The organism is Bradyrhizobium nivariense (assembly GCF_029846695.2).
Lineage (GTDB): Bacteria > Pseudomonadota > Alphaproteobacteria > Rhizobiales > Xanthobacteraceae > Bradyrhizobium.
This window is the reverse complement of the sequence record NZ_JARWCR020000154.1, coordinates 1-3,301: the sequence shown is the minus strand read 5'-3', so window position 1 is coordinate 3,301 and position 3,301 is coordinate 1. Positions and strand designations below refer to the sequence as shown.

Annotated in this window: 4 protein-coding genes; 3 read left to right on the top strand and 1 reads right to left on the bottom strand. The window is 65.1% G+C overall.

Annotation, left to right across the window (positions count from 1 at the left end; genetic code table 11):
* Positions 1-184 precede the first annotated feature (184 nt).
* Genes QCM77_RS45470 through QCM77_RS45460 form a run of 3 tightly spaced genes read left to right on the top strand, consistent with a single transcriptional unit; the run spans position 185 to position 2,711 of the window.
* The gene (locus QCM77_RS45470; RefSeq protein ID WP_280097081.1) at positions 185-1,579 is read left to right on the top strand and encodes an MATE family efflux transporter; all 1,395 of its coding nucleotides are present in this window, start codon (positions 185-187) and stop codon (positions 1,577-1,579) included.
* A complete protein-coding gene (locus tag QCM77_RS45465) occupies positions 1,576-2,064 on the top strand; it encodes a DUF2867 domain-containing protein (RefSeq protein ID WP_280097080.1) in 489 nt (162 codons plus the stop codon). The genes QCM77_RS45470 and QCM77_RS45465 overlap by 4 nt, the downstream gene beginning before the upstream one ends.
* Positions 2,061-2,711 carry a 2-hydroxychromene-2-carboxylate isomerase gene (locus QCM77_RS45460; RefSeq protein WP_280097079.1) on the top strand — a complete coding sequence of 217 codons (651 nt, stop codon included), beginning with the start codon at positions 2,061-2,063 and terminating at the stop codon, positions 2,709-2,711. The genes QCM77_RS45465 and QCM77_RS45460 overlap by 4 nt, the downstream gene beginning before the upstream one ends.
* A 42-nt stretch (positions 2,712-2,753) precedes the next feature.
* On the opposite strand, the gene QCM77_RS45455 is transcribed toward QCM77_RS45460, so the two are convergent.
* Entirely contained in the window at positions 2,754-3,152 is a 399-nt protein-coding gene (locus tag QCM77_RS45455; RefSeq protein ID WP_279687605.1) for a VOC family protein, read from the bottom strand.
* Between the last annotated feature and the right edge of the window lie 149 nt (positions 3,153-3,301).

Here is a 3,301-nt window from a genome sequence, read left to right as displayed (position 1 = left end):
AATCTCTTCAGCCGAACCCGCCGCCACCTCTGCGAACCACCGCGACGGCGCCAAAAACAACACGACAATCTCCGCGCACGACTAACCTAGCGCAGATGACCCCAACCCTCTCCCCGTAAGAACGGGGGGAGGGAGAGAATGACCGAGCCATGTTTTCGTCGCCTGGCTGTGTTAATGACCCGCCATGCTCGACACCGTCCAGCCTCGTCCGCAGCCGCAAGCCGGCGTGCCGCCAAATCCTCTCGCCGACGAGTTCGTCGAGACGCTGCGGCTGGCCGTGCCGATGATGCTGACGCAGCTCGGACAGATCGCGATGATCACGACCGATCTCGCCTTGATCGGGAGGCTCGGCGAGGATGCGGTCGCAGCCGCCGCGCTGGCGCATACGGTCTATTTCGTCAGCTTCACGTTCGGGCTCGGGCTTGTGACGGCGGTATCGCCGCTGGCCGCGCAGGCGTTCGGCGCCGGCGACGTCAGGCGCATCCGCCGCTCCTTGCGGGTCGGCCTGTGGGTCGCGCTGCTGATCTCGCTGCCGATGATGGCCTCGCCGCTTTATGGCGAGCACATCCTGATCGCACTCGGTCAGGCGCCGCCCTCGGCCGCGCTCGCCCAGCGCTATCTGAACGGGCTGGCCTGGGGCATCGCGCCGGCGCTCGGCTTCATCGCGCTGCGCAGCATGATGAGCGCGGTGAACCGGCCGCAGGCCCCGCTGTGGATCACGCTCGCGGCGATCCCCGTCAATGCCGCGCTGGTCTACGTCCTGATCCACGGCCTGTTCGGCCTGCCTGAGCTCGGCCTGTTCGGCGCGGGGCTTGCGACCACACTGGTCAATCTCGGCACTTTCCTCGCTACGCTCGCGATTGCGGGGCTGCGCAAGCCGTTCGCGGACTATCGTCCGCTCGCCCATCTCTGGCGGATCGACTGGCCCCTGATGCGCGAGCTCATCGCGATCGGCGCCCCGATCTCGTTCTCGCTGCTGCTGGAATACGGCCTGTTCTCTTCGGCGGCGCTGCTGATGGGGTTGATCTCGACCACGGCGCTCGCGGCGCATCAGATCGCGCTCCAGGTCACCGCCGTGCTGTTCATGGTTCCGCTCGGCATCGGCATGGCGGCCACCGTGCGAGTCGGTCATGCCTTCGGCCGCGGCGAGCCGCTTGCGGTGAAGCGCGCCGGTCTCGTCGCAGCGGTGCTCGGGATCGCGTTCGTCTCGGCCCTGACCGTCGCGATCATCCTCGGCCGCTATGAGCTGGGACGGCTGTTCTTCGGCAGCGGCGAGGCGAGCATGGCGACCATCGAGCTGACCGCAACGCTGCTCCTGGTCGGCGCGACCTTCTTCATCGCCGATGCAATCCAGACCATCATGGGCGGCGCGCTACGCGGCATCAATGACACCAGGATGACGCTGGTATTCGCCGCGATCGGCTATTGGTGCGTGGGCTTTCCCATCGCCTGGTGGCTTGCCTTCCACGCCGATTTCGGCGCCGTCGGTGTCTGGATCGGACTGTCGATCGGATCGTTCGTCTACGCGGGCTTGCTGATCTTGCGCTTCCGGATGCTGACGCGCAGACTGGCGTCATGACCGGGACCGTCCGCGAAGTCACCCCAGAGGTCGACGCCGATGCCGTGCTGGCAGGTGCGCAATTCATCGACGCGTTCCGCGTCGAGATCGTCGCGACGACCGTGAATGCCCGCGAAGCCTGCACCCGCATGGTGCTGCACGGGCCGCGCTGGATCGATGCGCTGCTGCGCTTGCGCAATATCCTGGTGAGCCCGTTCGGACTGAAACCGTCGGGCGAAGGCCTGCCGGCGCCCGGCGGCCTGATCGGCCTGTTTCCGGTGCTGAGCGAAACGCCGGAGCGGCTGATCGCGGGCTTCGACGATTCTCATCTCGATTTTCGCATCGTGGTCGATGTGGCCGGCGATAACGCGAGCCGGCAGGTGACCTCGACCACGCTGGTGCGGACGCATAACCTCCTCGGCCGGACCTATCTCACGCTCATCATGCCCTTCCACAAGCTCGTGGTCCGCAGCATGATGGGGCGCATCGCGGAGCCGGCCCGATGACCTTGTCCGTCGACCTCTTCTACTCCTACCGCAGTCCCTTCAGCTATCTGGCACTGCCCAAGACACTGAAGCTCGTCGCGGAATATGATCTCGCGGTCAACCTGCGGCCGGTCTATCCACTCGCTGTCCGCGTGCCCGGCTTCTTCAAGAAGGCCAGCCCAAACTTCATTCGCTATGTGGTGCTCGACAGCACGCGCGTGGCGCAGCACGAGGGCATTCCGTTCCGCTTTCCCAGACCGGATCCGATCGTGCAGGACAAGTCGACGCTAGATGTGGCGGCCGAGCAGCCTTACATCCACCGACTGACCCGGCTGGGCGCCATGGCGCAGCTCGAAGGCCGCTCGCTCGATTTCACCTACGCGATCGCGCGCGTGCTTTGGGACGGCTCGGTGGCGGGCTGGAACGAAGGCGATCATCTCGCGCGCGCCGCCGACAAGGCTGGCTTCGATCTCGCCGCAATGGATGCCGCAATCACCGCTGACCCGGATCGCTACGAGCAGGTGATCGCGGAGAACGAAAAGGACCACGCGGCATCAGGCCATTGGGGCGTGCCGACCTTCGTGTTCGAGAACGAGCCGTTCTTCGGCCAGGACCGCATCGACCTGCTGCTCTGGCGCATGCAGGGCCAGGGCTTGATACGGCGGTAGGGCGTGTGTTTCGCTCAAAGGCGACGCGGTCGCCCGTCAACTTCACACCGGCTGCCCCACCCCCAGCAAGTTACCTTCGCTGTCGCGAAACCACGCGCCCCGCTCTCCAACACCCTTGCTGGGGTAATTTCCGGCAATCTCGGCAATCCCATCGACGGTCTTCAGGCCGGGCAGGTCGTACTCCTCGAACTCGACGCCCCGCGCGCGAAGCTCGCGTACGGTTGCCTCGATATCCCCGACCTCCCATCCCATCTGTGTGTGCGTGCCGGATTGCATTCCGGCCGAGATGAATATCGCAAACTCACCCCCCGCACAGACATAGCGGAGTCCGCCCGCACGCTCTTCTATCGGCTCGAGCCCGAGTTTCTCGGAGTAGAATGCCCGAGCCCGGTTCAGGTCTTTGGCCGGAAGCCGTGTTGCCACCTTCGCGTTCGATAGCATGCTCTCCCCTTTCTTCGTCTAACAGTCTGCTGAAGAACCCCCTCGCCACGGAGGGGGCTTGATGATTCACTTTATCCATCTCGAATCGTCAGAGGCGATCATGCGCGGCAGGTTTAAGGACCAGGGCGGCCTGTTTTCGTACATCGCGC